This is a genomic window from Snodgrassella sp. ESL0323, assembly GCF_013346865.1.
Taxonomy (GTDB): domain Bacteria; phylum Pseudomonadota; class Gammaproteobacteria; order Burkholderiales; family Neisseriaceae; genus Snodgrassella; species Snodgrassella alvi.
Genome location: NZ_JAAEDT010000013.1, coordinates 24261 through 49347, shown reverse-complemented (window position 1 = coordinate 49347; position 25087 = coordinate 24261). Strand labels below are relative to the sequence as shown.

The following is a 25087-nucleotide window of genomic DNA, read 5'->3' as shown; positions in this document are numbered from 1 at the left end:
TCTTACCTATTTAATTTTCCGGTTAGTCACACCCTTACGCCTACCTTTACGTGAACGCGCCGCTGCAGATTTTTTCACATAGGCATCCGGAGTCCAGATACCATCTTCTTTTAATCTCAGCTCAGTCAGCGTGCCACCATTACGATTAAGAAAAAAACGCCGCCCCATCAGAAAAAAAATAGCATCAATCTGCTGATCTTCATCAATGACATGAACACGCTGTCCGGGCTGCCACAAAACACCATCCTGTGTTTTATGATCTGCCACAGTAATAGTTAAACTGAATCCTTCCAGCCGCCAGTCTGACAACATTTTCTTTGCCTGAACCTTCAATTGTTCCAGATTTTCTGCATCACCGATTACCACTGTTTTCGGTTTGTATAAAGTCATCGTTTCGTCTTTATAGACCCATTTCAAATCGTGCTTCGATGAATCTGCAAACCGCGTATGGCTCTGACCAAGAAAAGTAACTTCCGAATAACGATTTTCAGTATTGTATTCAATTTGGATACTTTGAATATTGCGTCTGTTATCATATTTACTGTGACATAATGTTGCTACTGGCGGACTGGAATAATCAGCACCGCCAATAACCAAAGTTCCATCAGGTTCCAGCCAGACATGTAATCCTGCCTTGTAAGCAATTTTACTGAGTGCCTGCCATGCAGTTTCTCCCGGTTCGATATCCACTTTATCAAGTACGGGATTTTTTTCTGCCTTTAATATAACTTTTTTAATTTGTTTCCATGGCTCAGCTATTTTTTGTGCTGCAGCTAAAACATTCATTCCTTTAACATTAATTTGTTTAACACTGCAGTCAACCAGCAAACCGGCAAGATCACGGCCATTAAAAGTAATACTATGATTGCTTTTATCAACCATTTCATTTTGATGACCAATAATTCCTGTCATAATTAACTGATTATTAATTAAAACTTCACACTGTAAAGAGCTATAATCAGCTAAAACACCCTGATCTTGTGAAACATTAGTTTCAAAACTAAAGGCATCAGCAGGAATCAGAAAATCACTATCAATATCATAACTGAGCCAGTCTTTATGTTCTTTTCCTCCAATACGTACTACTACTTCGTTACCATAAGGATAAGGAAAAATATTATTTTCATTTAACATAATAATTAATCCAATCACTACTTTGGATAAATGATGGATGGTACAAATGTGGATTGAGACGCATTAATTCATTTACTCGGTTAATATCTTTGTAAAGAAAATATGCCAGTTGATGAATTGTCCCATTCATATTCGCCTTTTTAGTACGCATTGGCGGTTTCTGATTAATAATAGCCAAGACATAATCATTAAATTGTGCAGCTATATCCGCCAGTATCTGATTTATTATGGTTGTCTGAGTATAAATAGCTGCCGCATTAGAACTTTTAATATTATCAGCATAATTATAAGTTTCTCGTAAATCATCTATCAACTTCTGAATTTGCTTACGAAGGCTGTTATTAATATAAAGCAACTCATTAGCTGTTACTACATCACTATTTATTTCTATTACACCAACCATATTCTGAATTAAATAACCGATACTTATTAACTTCACAATCTGTGCAACAGGTTGCATTTGTATATCTGCAATCTTTTGAACATGATTTGTCACTTCCTTTTCAGAATCTTGTATATTCTGATTATGCAAAATATTATCAGGCAATTGATTGAGAATGTTTACCCGATTATTGACAGAATCATAAACCTGTCTGGTATTTAAAGTACCAGTAGCATAACGAGTATCACTTTCAATCCCTTTTGCTACCATTCTGTCTAAGGACTGAACCAGTTTACTTACATCACGATTATAAGAAGCTGAAGAAAAATTTTTACCTGACAAATATTCAACAGGGTCTAAATCAAAAAAGCTACGAACACTACCAGCCACACCGCATAATGCGGCGAATACACCATTGATACCTCCCCATAAAGACGAGACTCCATCCCGGACACTTAAAATCGTATCGGAATAACCTAATAATTGTTGTGTATATTTGTCTAATGTATTCTGCAACTGTTCTAATTTGACTAACCATTGATTTTCAAATAAAAATATTGGTGAAGATTCTTTTGCCTCGTAAAATGTTATATCCAGTGCTACATAATTTACTGAATCTGCTTCAGTTCTAAACGACCAGCTTGCAGCAATCATGTTTTGTAACAAACCTAAAACAGGATGAACCAGAGTACCGGCACCTGGCTCTTCTAATACGGCCAGTAACTGTGATAATTGCGTATCAAAACCGCTGCCAAAATAAACAGCAGCAACCTGACATTGTCTTCCAAACGTACCCATATCTTCAATATCAGATCCATTTGCAAATGGGCGACCATGCCTTACCAGCGCTTTTTCATTTTTATCACTAATGGAAATGACATCAAAAGCAATATTTTTATAACTGGCTTTTTGCAGATTATTTTTCCACATTGTCATTATTGTGCACCTCCACGATTATACATTTGCAGCTGATTGCGTGAAACCGCATTACTTATTACTCTGCCATCAAGAGTTACTGTTAAATTATTCTGAATAATCTGCTGTTGACTCATCAGAATATTAGCTACTTTATCTAAACGAATACCAAGCTCCTGTACCAGCATTTGTACAGCATTCTGAAATTCCACATTTTGTTGCATAAGCGGTGGCTGTACTGCTCCCGGCTGTCCTTCCATTGGAGGCAATGTTGCCATATTCTGTCTGTACGCAAGCATCATTGATGCAGTTGGTGTCATATTGGCTGTAGATATTATCTGATCTTTTTGGCAGGCAAATATCGACTCTCTGTCACTCAATCCATTATTCAATCCATATGCATACTGATATGGTAAAGAAAAAGATCGCCTATCATTTAAGACATCATTAGAGTTATCCGACTCATTAGTTTTATTATTCTGAGTTACTGCATCGCCAACTTTGTCGCCCAGAAAACTACCACCAATACCTCCGATCAGACCACCCAGTATTCCACCAATAGCTGACCCCACACCAGGAAGAATAAGTGTTCCAATACCTGCACCTAACTGTGCACCAGCCCAGGCTCCGGCCAAACCACCAGCCGCATTGGTGGTATTTTTAATTTGTGCATTCTTTTTTTCTTCTTGAGTTAAACTATCATCGTTTTGAATGGCATAAATATTATAGGCATTCTCAGCTACAGCAAGCGCCCAGTTGGCTCTGCCAAGTACTCTAGTTGCTGTTTTAACTGGAATAGCTTTGCTTCGCAAACGAAGTTTACGTCTGCCCGGAGCAGTTTTTTTACCTTTATTTCGATTGGATTTTTTTCTCTCCCCGTCAAAATCATCCGGCAAATCAATATCTCCGCCACCTCTGCTGCCAGACAAAGAACCAAGGGCTGTCAATGCGGTAATAGCACTGCCGGCAGCAGCTGCTAAAGCGGTTATAGCCAGAGTAAGGTCTGGGAACTGAGCAGATAATTCGGTTAATTTAGTTTGAAAATTAACTAATGGTTCAACAGCATCACTTCTGCCTAATGTTGCCAAAGCTTTGTTTTTTTCCTGCTGACGTTCAGGATCTGCTGACAATACCGCTAAATGTTTTGCTGTCAGACCACCGGCATCATTTTGAAGTGCATTCATCTGTGGCAACATCAGATTATTATTCAGATTTGCATTAACCGCATCTCTTGCTTCAGAAGGAATGAACGGCAATAACTTATTCTGACGAGCCTCCATCTGTTGCTGTGCATATATATCGCCGGCATCCGCTTTTAGCTTTAAATTCTGATAATTTTTATCTTGAGCAAGGATATCACTACAAATTTTTATCAAGGACTGGGCATCATTTAAACCTTGGCTGTTACCTTGCTCTCTGATTTTGTTCCAATCAAGATATTTGCCCGGATTATTAGGATCTTTAACCTTACTCAGACTCTTAAGCAGATCCGGATTAGTCAGAACATCCAGAAAAGCCTTAACACTTTTACTGGCATCCTCATTCGATTCAGATTTTTTTGAACTGGCTTGCAGAGTTGAAATTAAATAATCAATTCCTCTGGCACCTGATATTCCTGCATTTTTTCCTGAAAATAATAAATCCGACAATTCTGCATTTAATTCGGCAATAGTAAATTTACCCTGACTGCCGGCAGCAATAATATGATCTGAGATAGTGCTATAATCTTTATTTTGCAATCCATAGTCGGCAAATGACTTATATAGCTTGGCCGTATTTTCATAATCATACTCCCCTGCATTGGTAGCTGATCCGACCATAGTACGGTGTGCATAAGGAATAGTTGCCTTAACCTGATCTAAAGACATATCCTGCTGCAGCATATTGATAATCAGATCAAGGGCAGCCTGTGATGTACCGCCATTCTGTGCAACAAGCCCCTGCACCATTGACTGAATTTCTTTTACACCCTGTGTCTTAATCCAGTCAGCTGATTTATTTTTATCCGTACCATATGCTTTTTCTGCCGCCTGAATTACGCTGGAACGTAATTTTTTTTCATCATCTATTGCTGGTTTAATAGCCGTATAGACAGACTTTCCACCTCGGATAATCTCACTTCCGACAGTTTTGGCAACGCCCAGTTTAGATGATTTTGTTTGTTGTGCTGCAATATTTTTTTGAATTTTAGAACTTTTTTCTAACTCTTTATTTAATTCGCGAATGCTATTGCGAGAAGCCTTAGTTGCATTCTGCATTTGCCTTTGTGCTGCATTAGCTGTAGCTGAGAAATCTTTATATGCTCTTTTAGTTTTACCAATTTCTTTTTGTATTTCCTGTTCGGAACGAACTTCCTTTCTTAATCGTATATCTGCGGCCCGCTGATATTCACGCTGAATTTGCTGAATAATTCTGATTTGTGATTTTCCAGCTTTTTCACCTTCTTGAATTGCAACTGCAGAAGTACGTTTTATTTGCTGCTCTAATTTTTTTACCTCCTCAGTCATTTTTATGATGGAGGTCTCCTGATTTGAAGACATGTCAATACTTTCGCTTAATTGTTGATTATATTTGTTCTGGATAATTTAAAAGACTTTCAAATGAACAAGCCAGAGCAAGACCATACAAAAAGCCCTGTCCGCAGACAGGGCTTTAAATCAATCAGACTGTTTAGCTACTAAATTATTTTTATCTGGTTGATATGGTTTTGGTTTTCTTTGCCGTAAGGAAATAATAACATTATCATCATCATTTTTTATGCCCATACTTTCCAAAACACTTTCAATCCAGACAGATACTTCAGCATGACACATCTTACTAACCATGTCTGGTGTAATCATCGATTTAGCCAGCAAAATACATGCCTGTCGATAATTTTTATGAGCTACTTCAAAGTTACGTTGCTGTTTGCTTGCTCTGATGCCGCTGGGTCTGACTGGCCAGCGGCAATCGATTTTGAACGTAAAGTTTCCATACTTGTTAAAATTGACTGATAATCTTCAGATGCAAGATTGTGTAACAAAAATTCAACGCTTAGATTTTCTGCAGTAATGCCAGAAACCTCTAACTGCTGAGCCCAGTAAGCCAGTGTAGTCAGAATTGCCTTTTTTGCATTAGAAGCATCCTTAATCAAACTGGTCTCCTCAATCACTTCTAATGCTTGAAGTTCATCAGCCAAAGTCAATGGTTTGACCGTATAATCAAAATACATCTGGCCATTGTATTCCAGACCATAAACCAGTTTTCCAGTCTCTTTTAACATTATTCTACCACTTTATCCAAAGCAAACATTTCAATATCACGCCGGGCTTCGTTTTCGACACTGTATTCTTCCGAGCATTTTGTGCTGGTACAACCAATGTAGCTAACACGGGCTTCATCTGCATTACGCGGATAAATAGTAATTTTTGCATTGGTAATATTATCCCAGTCAATTCCACTCTCATCCAATGGAATAGCTGCACTTACACTCATGGTGTATTCTGTTACACCATCTGCATAACCACGTACTTTACCTGATTTATTCATGGTTTTAACCACTTTACGACCGGTAGTCACTTCAGGTTTAAAACTTGTAATTTCTACTTCACGGCCATTTACTTCCATAATTACCGCACCGGCATATTTGGCACCAGTTTTATTTGCCATAATTTTTCCTTTATATAGACAAGGTGTTAACTTTTAAATTAACACCTTTTTTGGTTGATTTATAAATACAGATCCACTCGGGCTGCCAGTACATGCAGACCATTAACTACATCGGCAGGAATAACTGCATCCAGACGATTAGGATCATTCGGATTGCGCTGTACAATCAATTTATCTTTATTTTCCAGAACAGCTTCCAGAATTTCTGCATTTTCACACTGATTCAATACATCCAGAATTTCTGAACGTACCCTTAAGGGTGTTCTTTCCGAGAGTTTCTCACGCGGAAAACGCAAGGCAATACGCTGATTAACTGCATCGCGAACATAGTCAAGTGTGCGAATTGTAGTAATATCAAGTAAAGCCGGATCATCCGTACCTGTAGAATTTTTTACATAAGTGGATACAGCACGCATAATCTGTACACGGTTATTGACTATCTGCAGAGGAGTTAAACCGTTATATAAAGCACTGTTAAACTCAGCAAATAATGGCCAGTCAGCATCGGCGGTTACTCTCAGACCTTTTACTTCCAGGGTATTGAGCGGGCGTGCAGGATCAGTTTCACTGGCAATTACTGCTGCATAACCAGCTGCTATAATTGCATTACCTTCAATAGCATTTTTGTACCATGCAATTGTAATACGTCCGCTATTAATACTATTAGCAAAAGTAGTCCCTGTACTAAGCGTATCACGCCATCCCATAACCCCAATACAACCACGTTTTTCAATTGCATTAGAAACCAGATCAATATGATCAGACAATTTTTTAGCATTTGATTTATCTGTAAATGCATTACAAATAATCTGGTAATGTTTTCCTGCTACTTGCTCAAGCGCCTGGCTGATATCCGGATTTATCTGACCACCTTGAAAAGTATTTATATCGAGTAATACTTCACCTGTGCTGGCACTATCAGCATTAAACGAAGCTAATAAGGAAATATCATTACCAATCAAACCATGATTTCTTGATGTAAGTTTGATTATATTTCCATCCGTTTGCGCAACAGCAAGCGTATCCGCATTATTAATGATTCTAGCCATTTTTTCTGCAATAGATGTGGGTGTGTCACCACCATCTACTGCTAACTGGCAATCAATGCCACCAATACTTACAGTAAAAATTCCCGAATTTGTTGATGCATTCGAAATGGTAATTTTTACACTTGCTGTCGCTGCTATACTTTGTTCAGCATCATTAATACCAATAACAGTCAAATCCAGATATGGATTATTGGTAAATGCCTGTTTAACACAATGATGAGCCCAGGAACCCTCACCAAATAAAGTGGCTGCATCTACATCACTAAATAATTGTACCGGGGTTAATGGCGGCTGTTTACCTGTTAACAACATAGGTGCGATCAGTAGCATTTTTTGTGGATTAGCCGGTAGCCCTCTTACTGCAGTACGAGTATTAAATTCAATATACCGGCCTGGTACACGAATGTCGTTACGCACAGTATCAAACTGAATATTATCAATCATTCATTTACTCCTATTTCATTTTCTTTTAAGTTTTCCGTTACCATTATCAGGTCTCCATCATTTACCAATCGACGGTAATATAGACTTTCTGGTACTTCAACTGGTTGATTTGTAATGTAAGAATTAACACGATTTTCCTTAGGTACGCGTAAACCGTCTGCTGCTTTAACTTTCATCTGTTCTTTCATATAAGCTTGTTATGAATCAGCTTGGTATATTTTTATTTTTTATATTTAATATTAAAGAATTAAATTGTGATGGCGGTTCAGAAGTTTGCCCTTTGAAGAGACTGAATAAATAGTCAGGATTATTTTTATCAGTTGTGTATTCAGGATAGCCATCACTATCAATCCCATAAATATCACAGACAGCTTCAAATTCGATAGCAACAATATCCAGATTTTTAATTTTACTATCAAGAGGACTAATAAAAACCGGACGTATCGTTTTTGGCTGTAAACCCAAACTATTTAACTCTTCATTCAATCTTTGACCTGCTAAGAGGCGTAATACCGAATAAACCAAATCATTAATATCAACAGAGAGCTGGGATGTGGTATCTTTAACACGATTACATACACATACTATATAGAACCCGGCAATCAGTTCATAACGTTGCCGCCCTGAATCTTTTACTTTTACCAGTGCCTGATTGAAGGTTAATAAAATAGCAGGTGCTTTTTTTAATCCGACTATAGCCTCTTTATTATCTATCGGACCCGGATACGGACTAATTTCAAATACCATTGAACCTAGTCCCTGCTCCAGACGTTTAATGATTTTATTTTGAATTTTTTTTAGCACAACAAATTTATTTACTCCTTTCCTTACATACAATTTTTATTATGAAACTTTCTATCTAAAAGACTATTTATTTTTATTAATTTATACTCATAAATAATAAATTAAAATTGTTTAAATAATCTTTGATTCTTTAGAATTTAATTATTTTATTTATAAATATTAAATCAATTTATATAAAAAGAATTTATAGATCCGCATAACAGTAATATATTTTTATTAATAATTTAAATTTAAAATTTAATTAATTAAACATTATTTTTTAACTATTGATACAGGTATATTTTATATTAAATATTTTTAGCTTCTTCCCATATTTTAAATATGTCACCTGGTTTGATTTGCAAGATATCAATAAGAAAATTCCACCACAATTCGCTATCTAATCTAAATTGTGAAGTTTCACAAATATAATTACGTGTTTTAATCAATTCAATTTGAGATAAGGTAGCTCCTGCAATTTCAATTAATGATTCCTTATCTTTACCGAGACTAATTTCCAGTTGAGAAAGCATTTGTGTACGAGATAATGAACCGGCATTATTGCGCTTATCCTGTAAGCGTAACTGTTCAGCATCCGCTTTTTCTATCCAGTTATTTGTTTTATCAGACCATTGATGATACTTATCAGGGCAAGGTATTGTTGTTACAGTAGCTGGCAATACACCCAATTCATTGATTACCACCACCTCTCCAGTTTTTTTACTATAAACGGTTTCTCCGCGATGATCTTCAATATACTTCCATTTTTTACCCGTCCATTGAGCAACATATCCAGGTTTGAATTCCGGCTGTTCAGTCTGAATACACAATCGGGGAATCAAATAATGGCCATTATTTGCCAGAGGGTCTAAGTCTGCAATAGTCATCCCAACAAAGCAGTTACTCTCATCTAATTGGCAAACAGGAATCGTGATAGATATAATTGTATTCATTTTTAATCCTCAAATTTTAATGCAAGCCAATAAAGCAATGTTTCGTGGTCGTGTCATAGTAAAAAAACCATTCCAATATGTTTTCATTACATCACCATAGGGTGCTGTGTAAAATCCTTCTGGCCAATAATCAAAATTCCAATTATCACCATATTCCCGTACATCTCTACACATATTTGTAGGAGTAAAACTTTCTATTCCATAAGTATCATCATGACTAATAGGTGTACCTATTTGCCAGCTACCCAATATTCGCCCATTATCAATGGCACGACCATCATCCCAACCCCGTAGAAATTCACCCCGCAAATCTGGTAAATTAAATGTTGTTTTTTCATCTCCTGCACCAAACTTAGTACCAATTGCGGCAAACAAATTTGCATAGAGTGTACGAGATATTTCTGCACCATTAGCTTTTAACCAGCCAACAGGTGCAGTTTCCATGGCAAAAAACTGTATGGCTCCTGCTGGGGTAGCATTGATATCTGCACTACCATCAAATGACACACCATTTATTGTGCATATTGTTTGCAGTCTGGTAGCTGTAGCAGCATTTCCCGATGTATCCTGATTACCCTTGATATTGACACCCGGTAAATCTATATCTGTTTTGGCATTAAATATAACGCCACCAATTTTTCTGGCTGCTATCTGAGCTGCATACGAGGCAGTAGCCGCATTTCCGGAAGTATTCTGATTTCCGGGCTTATTTACTCCAGGTAAATCAATATCCGCTGAACCATCAAATGCGACCCCACCTACATTTCTGGCTTTGCTAAGTTTATCAGCTACCTGTGCTTTTTTAGCCAAATCTGCGCTGGCAGCGGTAGCTGATTTATCCAGTTTATTGTCTTTGAGCCATTTGGTTCGATTGGCTAACTGTCGTGTCGGTACATTATCGATACCATTTTCACCACCCAATACCGGATCGGATGTTTCCCATTGATAAATACCTTCTTCCCAGAACGAAGATTCTTTTAAATTTGCCATTAAGCAGTTCCTTTGTTAAATGAGCCATCCCGCTGTGCCTTTCCGTTATGCTGTAGTGGTACAGCAGTATAATCGAGACTGGAAAGCACACAGCGTGCCGGAGCAAAAGCAGCCAGAGTTTGACGTAATAAAGCTGCCTGTTGATTGGTAATTGGGTGATTCAGTAAAATACGGTAATGCGCCCAGTAACTATTATGTCCGTGTACATAGATACCATCGCGCTGAATATTACCGTTGTGCCTCTGGTGATTGAGCCCTTCAATAATCGTTATTTCACCAAAGCCAAGGCGGCGGACAATCTCCCGTAACGACCAGGGTGTTCCCTTGTTACGGTGAAGCTCGTATGCACCTTTAATCAATTGCCTTTTAGCCTGATCGCTTTCGGCCAGCCAGTATCCGTTTACTCCGAGAATACAATGGCTTTCAGCCAGAAGTTCAAGATGATCCGCCAATACCAGTTCTACTAGCCGGGGCATAAGCTGTGGGGTAGACACCATATCCAGACGTAATCCCAGAGCAGCCAGTGCCCGCATACGCTGATCACGCTCAATTACTGCAGCATAGGTCAGCTTAGCCATCCATTGCCTCCTCAGCTATGCTCAGGGTCAGATCAGTACAGTGTGCCCATGTATCAGCAGCAACCTTAGTCAGCACTAAATCCGGTGTGGCAACGTTATAAACACCATCAACTTTTAATAATGACTGTATAACTAACGGAACTACATCTACTCCGAGTCGTTGCTCCTGACTAATCTGATATTGCTGCCAAGCAGCTCGGGCTGCTGCAAGTACAGCTCGTGCGTCAGTACCTATATACAAAGTTAATATTGCATTTACCTGATAAGTAAACGTTTTTGGGGCCCGTACAATCACTTGATCACATAGTGGGCGTACCCGCTCATCAGACAAAGCTGTCTGAACCTGATTAACAAGTTCTGTTGAGGGCAAACCGGTTTTTGTAAGCAAATTAACTGCAACAACACCCCCCAAGGGTTTACCTTGTTTATCAGTATCATTGCTTACAAAAACATCAATGATGTCCTGACTAACTTGTCTGGCAAAATATTCATAGGCTCCTACAGGTCCTGCAACTGAAAACGATTCAGGAGCAAGCAGAATACGTACCCGATATGCATCATCGCTTTCAACATCTACTCCACCACTTGATGTCGTGACATTACTGACCTTAATTTCAGCAATATCGGTTAAATGATCAGCTAAAGTGTTTATCTGGCCTGGTGACCAGCCATTTCCTATGATTCCCGTTGCCTGACAGACAGCATTGAGCTCAATGCTGGGAGTGGTTGCAGTAAGCATACCTGCTGCTGTAGTAGTAAATATCAGCGAGTCCACTGTAACTCTGGTTTCTTTCGGGATCACAATCTGCTCTTTACCTTTTAGTATAGCCTGAAAGCGAAGTGTTGTTTGTGCCGGCTGAGCCTGTAATCGCGGAGTATTAACATCATCACCACATAAATCCAGCATCAGGCCGGTAGCAAAACGAACATGCTGCTGCCTGTAGGCTTCATTTATCTGTTGACGGGTTAATGCCTCACGATAGGCGTAAGTATTAATCAGTAAGCGTTCAATATGCGCCGGCTGTAGTGTTTTGCCCGTACGATTCTGATAATCATTTATGGTATCGGCCAGAATCGTTGCCAGATCGTCCTCAACTATTTTTACATCTGTTCGTGAAAGCTTAGTTAAATCTGTCATTTTTGTACCAACCCAATATTTGTTTGATAAATTTCACCGGCTACCTCTTCTGCGATTCGCCAATGAACAGTTATCGTCAGTTCAGGTGCGTGACCACTAAAAGAGACCTGCTCCACTACCACACGCTTTTCCCAGGTTTGAATAGCGAGAATCACTTCACGGGTTACACCCGGAATAAAGACATCTTCTGGTGTATCCAGATAGTCCATATGGTCTGAACCAAAAGTCGGCCGGGTTACATCTGTCCCTTTACGGGTTATTAAAATATTCAAAATACATTGATTAATATCATCAATACCGGTAACAATATCGCAGCCACTATCCAGTGGCGCTAGCTGCCAGTGGCGGGTACGCGGTGTTATGGTCATAGCGGTTTTCCAAAAATAAAAATCCCTGTCAGAATGAACAGGGATATAAAAAATAAGAATTAGCAGAGCGTTTCGCAGATTATCAGTTTGGTTTGCCCGTATTTCCACCTGAAGTCAGATCAGGATGAGTATGACTCTTAAGACTTTTACCATCGGCTAATACATCTCCGCCTTCAACTTTAATTGTGCCGGTTATTGAGGCTGCCGTACCACCACCGCCGGAACCGGCCATTCCGCCCTGATAGGTCAGTTGCCCCTGTACCAGTAAGCTGCCGGTAGCAGTAGTAGTAGGTGCATCAAGAGTAATATCACCTGCTTTAACCAGTACTTTATCTGCTTCTACAATTACTGCTCCGCCAGTCTGAACACATACTTCACCACTATTGCGATTATGGCTGATCACCGTACCATTACTGAATTTTTTCATCCAGACATTATTATTATTTACCGGTGTGCTATCAGCCTGATTGTATAAGGCTCCCAAAACCACACCATTTTCTCCCCGTGCATCCAGAATACAGGCGACTAGCTCCCCACTGTCAGGCAGTGAATAAAAACTGTTTCCGCCTGCAGCAGCAGTCAGCATTGGCAGCCAGTCAGTCTGAATATTTTCTAATGCCGGTAAACTGACTTTAAGCATATGCCGTCCGGCATCTATGGATTCAACAATACCAAACTGTAAAGTCGCACCGAATTCATACAGTTTCTGCATGTTTATCACCATCTGCGTTATCAGCAATATATTCAATCATATTTATTTCCAGAGACGTTACATAACCTGAACTGCGGCCCAAATTATGGCTTGCCTGCTTAATCTGGTAATTTCCCGACATTTTGCCATAACCGCTCAGACGAATAATCTGACCAGCTACCAGCTTGACATTACCAAAAAGACCCAGACTGCCGGTTACCTGACACTTGCGTGCATCGGCCAATGCAGCATCTGCACGTGCAGCTAATTGCTGCTGTGATTCCCCTTTATTAGCCACAATTTTCAGCTGGTCACCGCTTGCACCCTGTTTACTTTGCGGGCGTAACGGCTGTCCTTTACGCTTAACCGTACGTACTTGTTTAGCCTTAGGGTCGTAGCCTGAAGCAACCACTTCATTAGGAACGCCTTTGATCTGATCGCGAAAACTGGCTGACTCAATATCTTCTGGCAGCAACACCAGTACCGGTTCCTGTGCAGTTAATTCCGTATTGGCAATAAAAGCCAGAGTCTTATCAACAATTTTAAAAGTATAGCCAAACTGTTTTGCTAGTCGCGCCAGAAATTCAACATCACTTTCCTGATACTGTGTGATACGTTCAATTTCCAGCTTGGCAATCGGATTTTTAACCACCAGTTGTAATCGTGCGGCTACTGTCTGTACAATTTTTTCCAGAGTGGTTTTTTCATACGCCTTAGGCTGTAAAGTCCGGCTGGCCGAAGTAATTCCCGTAGAAAGCGCTTTCAGAGTAATCACATTTGGTTTAAATGCATAATCGATATCCGCAATCTCAAAATTACCAAGATTCACCAGACCGGTAAACTGATCACCTATTGAAAACGACAGCAAATCACCCTGCTCAGGATACCAGTTACGCAACCATCTGCCATCTGTATCTTCAAACGACACAGACAGCTCATCTGATTGCTCACCCAGATAATCCGTATAACTAATGCTGATAAGATAAGGCTTAATTGCTAATGTAATGTCTTTTTTTTCATATCCGATAATAAAATCCGGCATAGTAACCGGATGTGTTTTGCTTAAGCCGGATAATCCTTTTAGCATATTTAACGCATCCATGGTGGCATATCCTCCTGAGCAGCATGAGTATCAGACCGGATAACCGGAATCAGTACAGTCAGATTTGCCGTAAACTGTTCAGCCAGCGCTAAATGCGGGTTGGCCGCAATCAGCCTGTCAATCATCGTGGCATCACCATAGTATTTATGTGCAATCAAATCCCAGCGATCCCCTTCACTGGTCTGATATTGCAAGACTGAATCAACCATAATCAGACCTCATCTTTTCTTGCCGCCAGCCACGCCGTCAATGACTGGGTACCTGCAGTTGCATTACCAATACTGTCTTGTACCGTTGCTAACACTTGTTCACTGGTATTCAGCCAGTCGCCCCACTCTCCGCTATCGTAACCGGTTTGTATTAAATTAATACATGTTTGCAGCTGACAGGCTGCCTGACCTGTGTAAGACAGAAAATCTGCTGCTCCGGCCAGATTTCCGAACCATTCACCATTCTCAGGTAAAGTATTCAGTTTATCCAGAGTCTGACCACCTATAGACAATACATCTGCAATCAACCCCATCCAGCCCGCAGTATTATGCTGAACAGTACGCGCGCGCGTAATCAGGTTCTGAATATCAGTAATATTCTGTTCAACAGAATGATAAATACGCACACCAGTCTGAACCGCTGCGGAAACTTTATTAACCGCGCCTTTAACCGACTCCGGTAAAAGAGCAAGCAGCGGATTCTGTCCGGTCATGATTCCCGGTGTTGGTAACGGATTATTCGGATCACCAACAAATTCAAGCAATTCAACACTAATTTCGCGCGCCGCCGTACGCCCTTTAGCATCCTGGATTAAAGTTGTACTGCTTAATTGCTGTATCACAAACCAGCCCGCAAACCGCCCGGAACCGAACACCAGTGCCAGCGCCTGCTGCGCTTCTTTAGCACTAATCAGCGCATTATAGGCATTATCCGGATTAGCCAGTTTCCAATGCAGCAGCATACCAAAACGTATCGTAGTCAAATCATTACCGGTAGCCTGCAGCCGCGGTCGCCCGGCCAGTACATCATGTTTGGCAAAAACAGCACTGTGCGTTTCTTCATAACTGGTGAAACTATCCAGCAGTTCAAAGCGAATATCCCCTAGCATTGCATACATCAGTAACTCCTCAACTCTTTTGCCTGCATCATGCGCCGGTACATCTGTTCAAATTCACGCTGGCTCAGTGCAAGCGCCTGCTGAATGACTGAACGGTCAGCATTACCATTAACCTGAATTGTTGGATTAAAATTAATGGTTACAGCACTTGAATCATGTCCGGCCGGATAACGGTTCTGTGCAAACTCTGCTGCATTTAGCTGCATTTTTTCATTTAACTGTGCAGTCAGCTTTCCGGAACCGGCTTTAAATTTCTGCTGTAAACGCTCAGCTACCTGACCTATCGCCGAAACAGGTTTATCCGCCCCGAGATCAACTCCCAGATGCATTCCCTCCATTAGCGAGCTGCCGATACTTTTAAATACCCGGCTGGGGGAGTTAATACCCAATACTGATTTAGCCTTATTAATAATTTTACTGGCAAACTCACCTACAGCATTAACAGCTTTACTGATACCTTCAGTAAAGCTTCGGACCAGACTATCAATAATATTGCGCCCGAATTCACTGAATTTAGCAGGTAATTCTCTGAAAAAATTCATACCGGCTTCAAATTTGGTCTTAACCGTATCCCATAAACCAATAAAGAATTTCTTGATTGGCTGCCAATATTTATAAATCAATAAGGCGGCCATACCAATGGCCAGCGCAACCCAGCCTATCGGTGACATCAAGAAAGCCCGGCCTACTGCCATAATTCCCTGACGCAGCAAATTAAGTACAAACCTGCCTTTACCTAAAACACTAAACCCCTTCCCCAAATTCGAAAAAACCGAAAACAGAGGTTTCACCGCCTTAGAAATCAGACCAAAAGACTGCACAATTTTTTTGATGGGAGCCATTGCTGCACGACCAATTGCACCAAATGCTTTTTTCAATAAACCTAATGCAGCACGACCTTTACTAAAAACAGTAAACTTTTTTCCAATGCCGGACAGCTTACTGCCAAAAGACATCAGTTTCTGACGCAATGAACCTGCAGATTTTCCTACTGAGGAAATTGCAGTTCGAAGACGCTTAAATACAGAACCACTTTGCTTAAGCTCACGTGCCACCTGAAAACGGGCAAAAATAGTACGCAGAACAGCCAGCGGACCGGTAACCATAGTAATCGCATAACGAACAGTCAGTAATACCATCCGTAAGCCTGCCATTCCAATACCAAAAGCCATTACAGATTTAATCAGCGTTGGATGTTTCTGAATAAAAGGCAATACAGTATTAAGCAGCACATCTTTAGCCACCTGAGCGAAAGTATTAATCTCCGGTGCCAGAATAGCACCAAAAGCATTCCCGACTTCAGCAACCGAATCTTGCAGATTTTCCATACTGACAGCCAGCGTATTTGTCTGCAGTTCTGCTCGCTGATCAAGAGAAGGCTGCTGATTTATTTTAGTTTGCATGGCCTGATAACCGGTATGACCACCTTTAGCCGCGGCTGAAGCAACTTGTCCGCCCTTCCCGCCAAACACAGCATCCATCATATTCAGTGCAGCGCGTTCACCATACTTAGTTTTAACAGCTTTAAAATTCGTTTCCAGCTCACCAATAACCACACGCATGTCTTTAAGTGAACCGTCTTTATTAAATAAATCAAACTTTACACCGGATTTCTGCATCATCTGACGCATTTCCGCATTCATAGCTGACGTAGCCAGATGCATAGCTTTAGGTCCCTGCGCCAGCTTATTCAGAAATTCTTCCATCCCATCTGCGGCCACAGCTTTACTAATACCGCCTTGTATTGCCATACCTTCTAAAGCATATATTTTTTGCTGGTTCTGTAAACCGGTCAGATGAAGCCTTTGCAAAGGAGAGGCCATTGCACTTTGAAATTTTTCTATATCTTCCAAACTCATTCCGGTCGAATAAGCCATTTTCTGTACAGCGTCCAGACCGGCTGATAATTCAGTATCTTTCAGCTTATAAGTCTGCATCAGCCCTTTGGCAACAGAAATATCCTCAATTTTTTTACCGAATAATGCATTAAAACTGGCTATTGACTTCATACCTCCCTGCAGTAGCGAATCATCAGACATATTAGCCATCTTCATATTAGTGGCAAGACTGGTAAAATCATTTTTATTTCCCCGCTGCTCAAGGCTTAGCTGTGCTGTTCGGGCATTAATCTGATCAAATCCGCCTAATCTGCCATCATTTTGCATCATAGCCTGCTTCAGCCCGGTTTCAGATGTTTCGCGCTCCATATAAATTTTTACAGACTTTTCAGCTGGTTTCATCAAAGCTTGCAGCGTGCTCTTAGTTTTGCTTAATTCACTACCGATTTTAGTGCGCTGCTCCAGAACCTTATTTTGTCTTTCAATTGCCTGAGTTAATTTATCCTGAGCATTACCCGCTTTAGCCGTCGCTGCTGAAAAACTATCAATAGAGCGAATTTGTCCATGTAAACCTTGTAAAGCTTTTCCCATCTCCTCAACATGCCGGGTCGCTGTACTGATAGCAAAGCCAAAAGCCTTTACAGAACGGTGCACCTCACCAAAATCAGAAACGAATCCATTATCCATAACGGCACCAATATATTTTTCTCCAATTACCTAACTGTATTGGAATCTACTTATTTATATTATTTGTTGTTTCGATTACTGTGACTGTCAACTTATTATCACTTCATAACCACGCTTATAAGCTTACAACAAGTTAACAGCACAGTTACTTCAGACAGCAACCAGTTATAGTTTGCTGTATTTGGCTTTAATCTGCCGGTTAGCCTGTTGCTGCCATTGCAAAATTTCCTCCAGAGACATTTCATCAATATCTGCCGGAGAAAAACCAAACCACCACACTAAATCCGCAGCTGCCTGATAAAAACTATCCCAATCAGTGAGTACCCAGACAAAACTGACGCACCTGCGTGTAATCCTCCCATGACAACTCATCAAAATCTTCACTTTGCAGACCAGATGCCATAGCCAGACACTGAGCTTCCTGTAATACTGCATTATCAGGATACTGTTCTGCAGCACGTTTAAAATCTTTAACCCGTACCCGGCGCAATGTCAGCTCCGTTATCGCACCACTTGGTGTTTGCAGTGGTTCCGCCAGTTTAATTACTTTGCCTGTACCCAATTGTTCTTGCAGATTTTGCGCTTCAGTTTGTGCCATATTTATTCCTCGACTAATCAATAATTACTGAATCAATTCAGCATATAAAAATACTTCAACCATAAAAAAGCTCACTCCGGTAATCAGAGTGAGCATTCAAATACATCAATACAAATAAAAATTACATACCAATATTTGCACGCATCTGCGCCAGCATATCCACACCATTTACCCGGTACTGATTGGTAAATGCGTTGTAATACAACACTTCACGACCAGCTACTGTCTGATGAATTTCTGTAGCCTGAAAAGTGCTGGCGAATTCAGCTTTTTCTTTCGGTTTATAAGTTCCCAACGGATTTTTGCTGAAAGTTGCCATTACCGTCACAACCATCGGAACCTCAGCTGCAAGTCCGGAAGCATTAAATGCCTGCACATTAGCCCGAACCATTAGCTGACAAGCTTTGAAAGGGTTATATACTTTTGTAAACACATCCGGATAGAAGCTATTCCAGGTGATTTCCCCTTCCAGTGCCTCAATCCCGCTAGGCAGTTTTACTGAGCCCACTAGACCCAGACCTTTAGTTTCTGTCTGACCAACAGAAATATCCGGTAATTTAAACTGACTGGCACGGCCTAACTGACTATTACCATTAACATAAACATTGGCATTATAAATTGCATTAAATTCTGTCATAACTGTTTCCTAAGCGGCAGACTGGTTACTAATCAAATTAGCCAGATAAGTACGGGTCATCACACTGGTATTAGTGATACGTTCTGCAGGCAGTTTAGGCGTATAGTCATACTTAATTGGTACCTGCCCTTTACTGAAAGCATCAGCCAGATCATAGTCATAATCCAGGCTGACACTAAAACCAACAATACTCTTCAGCGTACCCAGATAAGTGCGCACCGTACCCAGAAGGCTGTCAATCAGCGCATCATCAATCGGCAAATCAATATACTGTAACTGAGCACGGCGAATTGATTCATTAATCAAATCACCAGTACGCTGTGCAGTTTCAAAGTTTTTAATATGTGTTACTGTCGGGAAACAGGCCAGACGGTTACCCCATAAGCGGAAACCAGTACCATAACTGTTAAATACCGTCGTAATACCCTTTTCATTCAGACGATTGGTTTCTGCCTGCGGATCATCAATACGTGCAGTCAGCGAAACCTCCATACCCGTTACACCGGACAGTTCACGATTGGAAATACTGAACCAATAACCCTGTTCAACATCAGTTCGCATCCGTAAACCCGCTGCATGAGTAGCCAGACTTTCCAGCTCACCACTGGTACCGGTAACATAGGGATAAAATAATTGCGCCCGATCCGAAGACGTCTGGAAATTAATATTACCGAGCGAACCGCGCCCCTGAACAGCCTGAGTAAGCGTTGTTCCTTTCGGCGCAGCAATATAGGCAATAGCTTCAAGCTTATCAGCCAGAGTAACCATAGCTGCCGCCACTGTCGCTTCCGCATCAAACTGAGGCACAATAATAATTTTTGCATCTGCTCCCAGCCGGGTAAAACCTTCCGTAAGCAGTTCCATCCCTTTGCGTTTACCGGTAGCTGCCTCGTAACCGCCGATAATATCCTTTGAAGTTACTTTACTTGGATCAAGATAAGTATAACTAATAGAGACATCTGAACGCATTTGAACAAAAGTCAGCTCACCTGTTTCATTATTCAAAGCATAGTCAGTACCCTCTGATAATGTCTGATTACCAGCCAGAACTGTATAACCTGCCTGTACAGCCGGATGTGCTGTTTTCGCAGTCAGCGTATCACCGTCAATAACCAGTAACTCAGAATCAACGACCGTTTTATGTTTATCTGGATCCAGCACATTCACCACATAGGCAACACCAGACTGATAACGAGTCCAGATATTGGCCGCATCAGGTAAAGTGAAACCTGCACCAGTCAGCAAACCGAACTGACTGAAATCTTTAACAGTCTGACATACAGTTAACTCATTAACCGGACCAGACATACCGGTACCGACAATTGCAGTAATTGCCCCGTCTACGGTATAGACAGGGCTGCTGCCACCATCAATACGAATTGTTTCAACACCATGCAAATAGGCTGCTGCCATGATGATTTTTACTCCTTCGAAATTACAGAATGTGAAATAGCTCTGGCCTTAATCTCACCACGAGTTGGTATAGACTTGACCAAATTTTGCTGATTAATCACCGGACGCTGCTCCACCTGAAGTGTCTCGGTGCGAGCGCGTAACTGGTATTGCCAGACTCCGTCGGCCTCACCTAGAAAGCGCTCACTCAACAATCGGATTTGCTGGCAATGTTCAGGCTGGAATCCCACTAATGCCAGACGTAAAGAATCGAGTAAATCCAGAACACCGTTTTCACCATCCATAGCACGTGCAAAAACAGTAAAACGCAATTGCAAATGCCTCTCCTGTACAATCAGATCCGTACTGCGCGGCTTTTTAAATTTACTGCGCTGATAACCGATTAAGACCGTACCCAGCGAATGAACAAACTGATAATTCTTTAAACTATTAGGCATCAGTTGTACTGAATATTTCGGCAATGCTTGCTGAAGATGTGTCTGCACATCATTTAAAACAGAACGGGTTAAATTCATCCAGTACTCTCCATACATTCCGGCAGGCACAAAAAAACCTCACAATCAAAATTGTGAGGGAAATAAATATTGCGACTAAACAGTTTACAGCTTAAACCTGCCAGCAAAAAATCAATAAAATATTTACAAAATCAAATTGTCATCTTTAACAAAGATGACATTCAGAATATGAATATACAAAAAAGTATAAACATTAAAATGACAAAAGCATTTTAAATAACAGCTATAAAAAAAGCTGCATTCGCAGCTTTTAATCATAATTTGGCGGAGAGGAAGGGATTCGAACCCTCGATACGCTATTCACGTATACACGCTTTCCAGGCGTGCGACTTCAACCACTCATCCACCTCTCCGTGAGAATGGAATTGCGCGCATTATAACGAGAGCGTATCTTTCTGGCAAGAACTTCGCAATCCAGCTACTATAAAATCAGTGATAACAATCCTGCTGCAATCAGAGGTCCGACCGGTACTCCGCGCAAAAAAGCCACACCAATAATGGTGCCAATCATTAAACCAGTGACAATGGTCGGATTAACCTGCATCAGATGAACACCGCGTCCGCCCAACCATGCCACCACTATACCTACCACTACTGCAGCCATGGTTTTCCAACTGGTTACCAGAGCTGCAATTTGTGCAGGCTGAACCTTACCAGTAATTAAAGGAGCCAGTACCCCTATCATAAGTAACATAATACCCAGTTGCACACCGTATTTTTCCAGTACAGGTGCATATTTAAGCAAAGGCGTTTGCTGCACCAGCAAAATAACCAGTGCAGAAATGGTTACAGAAGGGTTATGCCCGATAATACCCAAAGCCACAAACAATAATAGCAGCAAAGCATTTGCATTACTTGCCCAGAAAGACATATTCATCCCCTGATTTAAGATTATTGAAAATAAATACCCGTATCAATCCCATTGCAACAACATGAGTGACAGATATAAATGTACAAAACAATAAACCATAATCAAAGCCTGAGCAATTCATGCTTGTATATCAGAAATTTTTCCTACTTCATGAGGGTTTAAACGAGCCTCATCTTCCTGCCCCAATCCGACCAGACTGCGTAAACCTGTCATATAATCATTAACATCCAGCCCCTGACCATAACGTTGCGCCTGCCATAAAGTTTCAGCCAGAACTTCTATCATATCGTGTTCCGCTTTCACCCAGTCGCCTGCATATTGCTGACACAAACGCTGATGAATAGTAGCAATCCCGAAAGGCTGATCTATCGCTACCTGCTCCTGTACAGACAAATGTAAAGATAAATGCAGAAATGGATTAGTTTCACCTTCTTCAGGACGCCATACCCGGGTTAAATACTGCTCGATATTTTCCAGATAAGGTGCATATTCAGAGTGTGCAGCAATAATTCTTAACGCTTTTTGTTGCAGTGCATCCAGCAACTGCGGCTGCTGACGTTTACGCCATACATCCGCAAAAAAATGACGTACATCATTAGTATTGACATCATACATAACAGCACTCATTGCAGGCAAAATAATGCAAATTATAAAACAATGACCTTATTACTGATAATTTATTACTTCTATCGCAACCAGTTTCTTCTTAATAATCCTTATTTCTGTAACAGCTCATATTTTCAAAATGGATTAATAATCGGAAATCAATAACTATTCATTAAATTGTATATCAATCAAAATAAAGAAAAATTAGCTGATGTATACAGTAATTACTGCTAGCTTTACCGTAGCTGAAATAATAAACAAATCATAGATTTTTTATTTTCTTATAAGCCAGACTCATCCTATCAATTGGCATTATCAGATTGCCAGTACCGTAAATTCATAAAAAGCTGGCAAATAACTTACGATATGAGTTAACTGTTTGCACTAAATGTGCTATGGCATACATTTTACCTGTACTGGTGCCGTTGTTCTTTCACAGTAAGCTGCCCCCTTCGCATTAAGAACAATGTAATGAGGGATTTTCTCATACGCACAAACTACTGATGGATCCATTAATGTATCCAGAACCCATACTTCTTTGTTTTTTTTATACTCAGGTACTAATGATGCTTTCATACATACTGGACCATCATATACCATGACTTCAGTAAGTTTATGAATACCATGTCCGTCAGAAAATGTTGGTGGACAACTCACAATAGGAGTCTGAGCATAGCAATTAATTGATACTACGCCAAGTAACAGACTAATAAATAATGCCAATATTTCTTTACTATTTGATAACATATAAATTAATATCTTTCATTTTGAGTACAAACATTAATTTTTCAAACTCAAAATCGCACCACTTTCATAATCTACTATTTCATTATTCATAGAATCGATACTCCTTTTTGGTTTAAATAATCTGCCATGATTGGTTATATTCCAAATCAAAAAAGATGCAGCTAAGTTATTTCTATCCGGTAAACTAATCAGGATTATATTAAATGATTAAGGCATACATCTTGCCTGTAAAGGTTTATTGGTAACTTCGCAAAAGCTCGCGCCCTTTACATCAAAAACAATATAATGATTAGCTTTGGCGTATGTGCAGATTAAAAAAGGGTCATACTTCGTTCCAAACACTTTCCAATATTGTTTATCTTTTTTAAATTCTGGCTTTAGCTCAGCATTTAATTCAACTGGTCCATCGAATACCCTGGCATTCTTAAACCGGTAAACATTATGCCCGTCAGAAAATGTCGCCGGACAACTCACAACAGAAGTCTGGGCCAGACAATTAATTGATACAATATTAAAAAATAAAGCCAATAAATACTGAGGCAATTTTCGAATATTCAATAGTATAAAATTCATGCTAATCATAAGTAAATCTTTAAGACTTCTTTGATGATTTATAAAAATTATTTAGGCATACATTTTACTTCTACTACTGGTGCATTTGTTTTTTCACAATAAGCTGCTTCCTTCGCATTAATAACAACGTAATGACGGGTATTCTCATACGTACAAACTAATGAAGGTTCCCTTAATGTATCTAAATCCCATACTTCTTTATTTTTTTTATACTCAGATACTAATGATACATCCATACATACTGGACCATCATATGCATAAACATCATCAAGCTTATGAACACCATGCCCGTCAGAAAATGTTGACGGGCAACTCACAACAGGAGTCTGGGCTAGACAATAAATTGATACAATATTAAAAAATAAAGCCAAAAAATACTGAGGCAATTTTCGAGTATTCAATAGTATAAAATTCATGCTAATCATAAGTAAATCTTAAAGACTTCTTTGATGATTTATAAAAATTATCTAGGCATACATTTTACTTCTACTGGTGCATTTGTTTTTTCACAATAAGCTGCCCCCTTCGCATTAATAACAACGTAATGTTCAGTATTTTCATACGTACAAACTAACGAAGGATCCCTTAATGCATCTAAATCCCATACTTGTTTGTTTTTTTTATACTCAGGTACTAATGATACCTTCATACATACTGGACCATCATATGCATAAACATCATCAAGCTTATGAACACCATGTGCGTCAGAAAAAGATGACGGACAACTCACAACAGGAGTCTGGGCATAGCAATTAAACGAAATTAGACCAAGAAAATAGATTGAAAATAATATCGCATTTTTTTGTTTATTCAATAACATAAAATTGATCCCCGTCATTAGAAACATAGCCATGTCCCTTAAATTTGATCTGGCGAGTGTGTAAAGGTGTATCATTCCATTGATCGTAAACGGTAATAGCAATAGCTGTTTGACTAACGTAAATTGCAGCATAACCATAATATTTACCGTTACTATTAAATGTTGCTATAGCAGTACCAGATTTAATACTAATGTTTTCTTTAACTCTGGCGCCTTTTTTCCAGTTAGTAGTCTGCCCTGCTCTTGTAAAATATTTCACTACAGCAACACATTCACGTGATTCTCCAACCCAAATACCAAGCTTCTTAAGCTTAGGATTTTTTTAATTTATCATTTTCAAAACAATCTTCTCAACTTTTTTCAGATCCGCAACATAAAGCATATATAATCCTTTAATTATATTTTCTTAATTTTTATTAATTTACATAGTATTTCAACTATTTTATTAGAGACTTAATTTTATTGCAATAAATTGTTATCTTTATAATATTTAAATATT

The 25087-nt window shown here is 39.7% G+C and carries 31 protein-coding genes and 1 tRNA gene; all 32 read right to left on the bottom strand.

The window, feature by feature from the left end; genetic code table 11:
- Nucleotides 1–6: 6 nt before the first annotated feature.
- Complete coding sequence (locus GY065_RS04585; protein WP_174833241.1) at nucleotides 7–1134, bottom strand: phage baseplate assembly protein; 1128 nt, start codon at nucleotides 1132–1134, stop codon at nucleotides 7–9.
- A complete protein-coding gene (locus tag GY065_RS04580; protein WP_174833240.1) occupies nucleotides 1124–2446 on the bottom strand; it encodes a DNA circularization protein in 1323 nt (440 codons plus the stop codon). Before GY065_RS04580 ends, GY065_RS04585 begins: the two co-directional genes overlap by 11 nt.
- A gap of 5 nt (nucleotides 2447–2451) precedes the next feature.
- Entirely contained in the window at nucleotides 2452–4971 is a 2520-nt protein-coding gene (locus GY065_RS04575) for a hypothetical protein (RefSeq protein WP_174833239.1), read from the bottom strand.
- 117 nt (nucleotides 4972–5088) lie between these two features.
- On the bottom strand, nucleotides 5089–5271 hold the full coding sequence (locus GY065_RS04570; protein WP_232346098.1) for a hypothetical protein: 183 nt from the start codon (nucleotides 5269–5271) through the stop codon (nucleotides 5089–5091).
- 44 nt (nucleotides 5272–5315) lie between these two features.
- Nucleotides 5316–5693: a hypothetical protein gene (locus tag GY065_RS04565; protein ID WP_037475408.1), complete on the bottom strand. Its 378-nt coding sequence runs from the start codon at nucleotides 5691–5693 to the stop codon at nucleotides 5316–5318.
- The gene (locus GY065_RS04560; RefSeq protein WP_037475410.1) at nucleotides 5693–6079 is read right to left on the bottom strand and encodes a hypothetical protein; all 387 of its coding nucleotides are present in this window, start codon (nucleotides 6077–6079) and stop codon (nucleotides 5693–5695) included. Before GY065_RS04560 ends, GY065_RS04565 begins: the two co-directional genes overlap by 1 nt.
- 59 nt (nucleotides 6080–6138) lie before the next feature.
- On the bottom strand, nucleotides 6139–7569 hold the full coding sequence (locus GY065_RS04555; protein WP_174833284.1) for a phage tail sheath subtilisin-like domain-containing protein: 1431 nt from the start codon (nucleotides 7567–7569) through the stop codon (nucleotides 6139–6141).
- Nucleotides 7569–7748 (bottom strand): DUF2635 domain-containing protein, encoded by a 180-nt coding sequence (locus GY065_RS04550; protein WP_037475417.1) that lies wholly within the window; start codon nucleotides 7746–7748, stop codon nucleotides 7569–7571. Before GY065_RS04550 ends, GY065_RS04555 begins: the two co-directional genes overlap by 1 nt.
- Before the next feature lie 28 nt (nucleotides 7749–7776).
- A complete protein-coding gene (locus GY065_RS04545; RefSeq protein WP_174833238.1) occupies nucleotides 7777–8376 on the bottom strand; it encodes a phage protein Gp37 in 600 nt (199 codons plus the stop codon).
- A gap of 287 nt (nucleotides 8377–8663) precedes the next feature.
- Nucleotides 8664–9308 carry a hypothetical protein gene (locus GY065_RS04540; protein WP_174833237.1) on the bottom strand — a complete coding sequence of 215 codons (645 nt, stop codon included), beginning with the start codon at nucleotides 9306–9308 and terminating at the stop codon, nucleotides 8664–8666.
- A 9-nt stretch (nucleotides 9309–9317) separates the two neighbouring features.
- Nucleotides 9318–10298: a phage tail protein gene (locus GY065_RS13220; RefSeq protein ID WP_180214766.1), complete on the bottom strand. Its 981-nt coding sequence runs from the start codon at nucleotides 10296–10298 to the stop codon at nucleotides 9318–9320.
- Nucleotides 10298–10876 (bottom strand): phage tail protein, encoded by a 579-nt coding sequence (locus GY065_RS04530; RefSeq protein ID WP_174833236.1) that lies wholly within the window; start codon nucleotides 10874–10876, stop codon nucleotides 10298–10300. The genes GY065_RS13220 and GY065_RS04530 overlap by 1 nt, the downstream gene beginning before the upstream one ends.
- Nucleotides 10869–12014 carry a baseplate J/gp47 family protein gene (locus GY065_RS04525; protein ID WP_174833235.1) on the bottom strand — a complete coding sequence of 382 codons (1146 nt, stop codon included), beginning with the start codon at nucleotides 12012–12014 and terminating at the stop codon, nucleotides 10869–10871. Before GY065_RS04525 ends, GY065_RS04530 begins: the two co-directional genes overlap by 8 nt.
- A complete protein-coding gene (locus GY065_RS04520; RefSeq protein ID WP_174833234.1) occupies nucleotides 12011–12382 on the bottom strand; it encodes a GPW/gp25 family protein in 372 nt (123 codons plus the stop codon). The genes GY065_RS04525 and GY065_RS04520 overlap by 4 nt, the downstream gene beginning before the upstream one ends.
- Nucleotides 12383–12464: 82 nt before the next feature.
- A complete protein-coding gene (locus GY065_RS04515; protein ID WP_174833233.1) occupies nucleotides 12465–13094 on the bottom strand; it encodes a phage baseplate assembly protein V in 630 nt (209 codons plus the stop codon).
- Nucleotides 13078–14175, bottom strand: coding sequence for a phage late control D family protein (locus GY065_RS04510; protein WP_174833232.1), 1098 nt, complete (start codon nucleotides 14173–14175; stop codon nucleotides 13078–13080). The genes GY065_RS04515 and GY065_RS04510 overlap by 17 nt, the downstream gene beginning before the upstream one ends.
- Entirely contained in the window at nucleotides 14163–14384 is a 222-nt protein-coding gene (locus GY065_RS04505) for a tail protein X (RefSeq protein WP_025330549.1), read from the bottom strand. Before GY065_RS04505 ends, GY065_RS04510 begins: the two co-directional genes overlap by 13 nt.
- Nucleotides 14385–14386: 2 nt before the next feature.
- Entirely contained in the window at nucleotides 14387–15283 is an 897-nt protein-coding gene (locus tag GY065_RS04500; RefSeq protein ID WP_174833231.1) for a phage tail protein, read from the bottom strand.
- Complete coding sequence (locus tag GY065_RS04495; RefSeq protein ID WP_174833230.1) at nucleotides 15283–17808, bottom strand: phage tail tape measure protein; 2526 nt, start codon at nucleotides 17806–17808, stop codon at nucleotides 15283–15285. The genes GY065_RS04500 and GY065_RS04495 overlap by 1 nt, the downstream gene beginning before the upstream one ends.
- Nucleotides 17809–17973: 165 nt before the next feature.
- The gene (locus GY065_RS13550) at nucleotides 17974–18087 is read right to left on the bottom strand and encodes a GpE family phage tail protein (protein WP_371731932.1); all 114 of its coding nucleotides are present in this window, start codon (nucleotides 18085–18087) and stop codon (nucleotides 17974–17976) included.
- 34 nt (nucleotides 18088–18121) lie between these two features.
- A complete protein-coding gene (locus GY065_RS04485) occupies nucleotides 18122–18406 on the bottom strand; it encodes a phage tail assembly protein (RefSeq protein ID WP_025330546.1) in 285 nt (94 codons plus the stop codon).
- A gap of 121 nt (nucleotides 18407–18527) precedes the next feature.
- On the bottom strand, nucleotides 18528–19043 hold the full coding sequence (locus tag GY065_RS04480; protein WP_025330545.1) for a phage major tail tube protein: 516 nt from the start codon (nucleotides 19041–19043) through the stop codon (nucleotides 18528–18530).
- A 9-nt stretch (nucleotides 19044–19052) separates the two neighbouring features.
- Complete coding sequence (locus tag GY065_RS04475; protein WP_025330544.1) at nucleotides 19053–20456, bottom strand: phage tail sheath subtilisin-like domain-containing protein; 1404 nt, start codon at nucleotides 20454–20456, stop codon at nucleotides 19053–19055.
- A gap of 8 nt (nucleotides 20457–20464) precedes the next feature.
- A complete protein-coding gene (locus GY065_RS04470) occupies nucleotides 20465–20971 on the bottom strand; it encodes a Gp37 family protein (RefSeq protein WP_174833228.1) in 507 nt (168 codons plus the stop codon).
- A 262-nt stretch (nucleotides 20972–21233) separates the two neighbouring features.
- Nucleotides 21234–21324, bottom strand: a tRNA-Ser gene (locus GY065_RS04465).
- Between the two features lie 68 nt (nucleotides 21325–21392).
- Nucleotides 21393–21848 carry a DUF441 domain-containing protein gene (locus tag GY065_RS04460; protein ID WP_174833227.1) on the bottom strand — a complete coding sequence of 152 codons (456 nt, stop codon included), beginning with the start codon at nucleotides 21846–21848 and terminating at the stop codon, nucleotides 21393–21395.
- A 111-nt stretch (nucleotides 21849–21959) separates the two neighbouring features.
- Entirely contained in the window at nucleotides 21960–22457 is a 498-nt protein-coding gene (locus GY065_RS04455; protein ID WP_174833226.1) for a DUF1841 family protein, read from the bottom strand.
- A gap of 384 nt (nucleotides 22458–22841) precedes the next feature.
- Nucleotides 22842–23195, bottom strand: coding sequence for an STY0301 family protein (locus GY065_RS04450; protein ID WP_174833225.1), 354 nt, complete (start codon nucleotides 23193–23195; stop codon nucleotides 22842–22844).
- A gap of 207 nt (nucleotides 23196–23402) precedes the next feature.
- On the bottom strand, nucleotides 23403–23777 hold the full coding sequence (locus GY065_RS04445) for an STY0301 family protein (protein WP_174833224.1): 375 nt from the start codon (nucleotides 23775–23777) through the stop codon (nucleotides 23403–23405).
- A 38-nt stretch (nucleotides 23778–23815) separates the two neighbouring features.
- Complete coding sequence (locus tag GY065_RS04440; protein ID WP_174833223.1) at nucleotides 23816–24193, bottom strand: STY0301 family protein; 378 nt, start codon at nucleotides 24191–24193, stop codon at nucleotides 23816–23818.
- Nucleotides 24194–24231: 38 nt separating this feature from the next.
- Nucleotides 24232–24588 carry an STY0301 family protein gene (locus GY065_RS04435; protein WP_174833222.1) on the bottom strand — a complete coding sequence of 119 codons (357 nt, stop codon included), beginning with the start codon at nucleotides 24586–24588 and terminating at the stop codon, nucleotides 24232–24234.
- Nucleotides 24575–24847, bottom strand: coding sequence for a BPSL0067 family protein (locus GY065_RS04430; RefSeq protein ID WP_174833221.1), 273 nt, complete (start codon nucleotides 24845–24847; stop codon nucleotides 24575–24577). Before GY065_RS04430 ends, GY065_RS04435 begins: the two co-directional genes overlap by 14 nt.
- Between the last annotated feature and the right edge of the window lie 240 nt (nucleotides 24848–25087).

Excerpts from the sequence above, each read along its gene's own strand:
- GY065_RS04495 (WP_174833230.1), bottom strand. The coding sequence starts at position 17,808 with ATGGATAATGGATTCGTTTCTGATTTTGGTGAGGTGCACCGTTCTGTA.
- GY065_RS04485 (WP_025330546.1), bottom strand. The coding sequence starts at position 18,406 with ATGGCACAAACTGAAGCGCAAAATCTGCAAGAACAATTGGGTACAGGC.
- GY065_RS04585 (WP_174833241.1), bottom strand. The coding sequence starts at position 1,134 with ATGTTAAATGAAAATAATATTTTTCCTTATCCTTATGGTAACGAAGTA.
- GY065_RS04440 (WP_174833223.1), bottom strand. The coding sequence starts at position 24,193 with ATGATTAGCATGAATTTTATACTATTGAATACTCGAAAATTGCCTCAG.
- GY065_RS04540 (WP_174833237.1), bottom strand. The coding sequence starts at position 9,308 with ATGAATACAATTATATCTATCACGATTCCTGTTTGCCAATTAGATGAG.
- GY065_RS04530 (WP_174833236.1), bottom strand. The coding sequence starts at position 10,876 with ATGGCTAAGCTGACCTATGCTGCAGTAATTGAGCGTGATCAGCGTATG.
- GY065_RS04575 (WP_174833239.1), bottom strand. The coding sequence starts at position 4,971 with ATGTCTTCAAATCAGGAGACCTCCATCATAAAAATGACTGAGGAGGTA.
- GY065_RS04580 (WP_174833240.1), bottom strand. The coding sequence starts at position 2,446 with ATGTGGAAAAATAATCTGCAAAAAGCCAGTTATAAAAATATTGCTTTT.
- GY065_RS04435 (WP_174833222.1), bottom strand. The coding sequence starts at position 24,588 with ATGTTATTGAATAAACAAAAAAATGCGATATTATTTTCAATCTATTTT.
- GY065_RS04560 (WP_037475410.1), bottom strand. The coding sequence starts at position 6,079 with ATGGCAAATAAAACTGGTGCCAAATATGCCGGTGCGGTAATTATGGAA.
- GY065_RS04570 (WP_232346098.1), bottom strand. The coding sequence starts at position 5,271 with ATGATTACACCAGACATGGTTAGTAAGATGTGTCATGCTGAAGTATCT.
- GY065_RS04500 (WP_174833231.1), bottom strand. The coding sequence starts at position 15,283 with ATGTATGCAATGCTAGGGGATATTCGCTTTGAACTGCTGGATAGTTTC.
- GY065_RS04475 (WP_025330544.1), bottom strand. The coding sequence starts at position 20,456 with ATGGCAGCAGCCTATTTGCATGGTGTTGAAACAATTCGTATTGATGGT.
- GY065_RS04480 (WP_025330545.1), bottom strand. The coding sequence starts at position 19,043 with ATGACAGAATTTAATGCAATTTATAATGCCAATGTTTATGTTAATGGT.
- GY065_RS04520 (WP_174833234.1), bottom strand. The coding sequence starts at position 12,382 with ATGACCATAACACCGCGTACCCGCCACTGGCAGCTAGCGCCACTGGAT.
- GY065_RS04450 (WP_174833225.1), bottom strand. The coding sequence starts at position 23,195 with ATGTTATCAAATAGTAAAGAAATATTGGCATTATTTATTAGTCTGTTA.
- GY065_RS04505 (WP_025330549.1), bottom strand. The coding sequence starts at position 14,384 with ATGGTTGATTCAGTCTTGCAATATCAGACCAGTGAAGGGGATCGCTGG.
- GY065_RS13220 (WP_180214766.1), bottom strand. The coding sequence starts at position 10,298 with ATGGCAAATTTAAAAGAATCTTCGTTCTGGGAAGAAGGTATTTATCAA.
- GY065_RS04445 (WP_174833224.1), bottom strand. The coding sequence starts at position 23,777 with ATGATTAGCATGAATTTTATACTATTGAATATTCGAAAATTGCCTCAG.
- GY065_RS04515 (WP_174833233.1), bottom strand. The coding sequence starts at position 13,094 with ATGCAGAAACTGTATGAATTCGGTGCGACTTTACAGTTTGGTATTGTT.
- GY065_RS04565 (WP_037475408.1), bottom strand. The coding sequence starts at position 5,693 with ATGTTAAAAGAGACTGGAAAACTGGTTTATGGTCTGGAATACAATGGC.
- GY065_RS04460 (WP_174833227.1), bottom strand. The coding sequence starts at position 21,848 with ATGAATATGTCTTTCTGGGCAAGTAATGCAAATGCTTTGCTGCTATTA.
- GY065_RS04510 (WP_174833232.1), bottom strand. The coding sequence starts at position 14,175 with ATGGATGCGTTAAATATGCTAAAAGGATTATCCGGCTTAAGCAAAACA.
- GY065_RS04470 (WP_174833228.1), bottom strand. The coding sequence starts at position 20,971 with ATGAATTTAACCCGTTCTGTTTTAAATGATGTGCAGACACATCTTCAG.
- GY065_RS04550 (WP_037475417.1), bottom strand. The coding sequence starts at position 7,748 with ATGAAAGTTAAAGCAGCAGACGGTTTACGCGTACCTAAGGAAAATCGT.
- GY065_RS04525 (WP_174833235.1), bottom strand. The coding sequence starts at position 12,014 with ATGACAGATTTAACTAAGCTTTCACGAACAGATGTAAAAATAGTTGAG.
- GY065_RS04455 (WP_174833226.1), bottom strand. The coding sequence starts at position 22,457 with ATGTATGATGTCAATACTAATGATGTACGTCATTTTTTTGCGGATGTA.